The sequence below is a fragment of the Streptomyces solitudinis genome (assembly GCF_036323765.1).
Classification (GTDB): Bacteria; Actinomycetota; Actinomycetes; order Streptomycetales; family Streptomycetaceae; genus Streptomyces.
The window spans coordinates 1-890 of record NZ_JAZDCW010000030.1; the positions used below are offsets into that span (position 1 = coordinate 1).

At 70.3% G+C, this 890-nt stretch carries 1 protein-coding gene and 1 pseudogene; both read right to left on the reverse strand.

Annotated features, from left to right (window positions below; translation table 11 throughout):
* A pseudogene (locus tag V1J52_RS25990) lies at window positions 1-185 on the reverse strand (ATP-binding protein); the annotation flags it as partial.
* On the reverse strand, window positions 166-735 hold the full coding sequence (locus V1J52_RS25995) for a DUF742 domain-containing protein (RefSeq protein ID WP_330142421.1): 570 nt from the start codon (window positions 733-735) through the stop codon (window positions 166-168). The gene V1J52_RS25995 and the pseudogene V1J52_RS25990, both read right to left, overlap by 20 nt.
* Window positions 736-890: the final 155 nt, after the last annotated feature.

The window sequence follows — 890 nt, forward strand, 5'->3', positions numbered from 1 at the left end:
TCACCGGTGTGGGTCAGGTCGTCGATTCCCGCAGAGGCCGATGTCATCACGGCTTCGGTGCGCAGTGGATTGATCTCCGAGACGGCGCCCACGAAGGTCGTCTTGCCCACCCCGAAACCACCGGCCACCACGATCTTCGCGGAGGTGGTGGAGCGGGCGGCACCGCTAGAGCTTGCGAAGTCCACTGAGCACCCTTTCAAGCAGTGTCACGTCTGGCTGTCCGCCGGCGGACTCGTCGCCGCCGGGCTGGTGGATGGCGACGAGCCCGGCCTCTGCGAGGTCGGCGACGAGAATCCGGGCGACGCCGAGGGGGATGGAGAGCAGTGCGGAGACCTCGGCGACCGACTTGATCTCATAGCACAGGCGGCAGATCCGCTGGTGTTCGGGGAGCTGGCCCTGGAGCCGCGCGGGCTCCGCCGTCGTGTGCACCAGGGCCTCGATGGCGAGCTGGTAGCGCGGCCGGGTGCGTCCGCCGGTCATCGCGTACGGGCGCACGAGGGGGTGCGGCTGCCCGCTCCCCGCGTCCCTGCCCTGGCCGTCGCTGTCCTGGGCCGGACGCTGCCGCGCCGGTTCCCGGGGTTCCGGCGGTCCGTAGGGCATCTGGGGGGCATGCGGCGGCCGGCCGCCCTGCTGCTGCCGGTGGCTGGGCGTCGAGGGGAAGTTGTAGCGCTGGTAGGGCAGGTCGCTCTGCGGCTGGTGTTCGTTGCCGTACGGACCGCCTTGGGGCGTTGTCACGTTTCCTCCTGTCGACTGCCGGCTTGCTGGGCCGCCGATGTTCCAGACGCGCCAGGCGCGCCGCGTCCCCGCACTTTAAGGGGCGGGCGACACGATGCGCACCGCTTGTCTGCTAGTTGAGAAGACTTCCCTGTAGTTCCGCCCGCAGGTCCGGG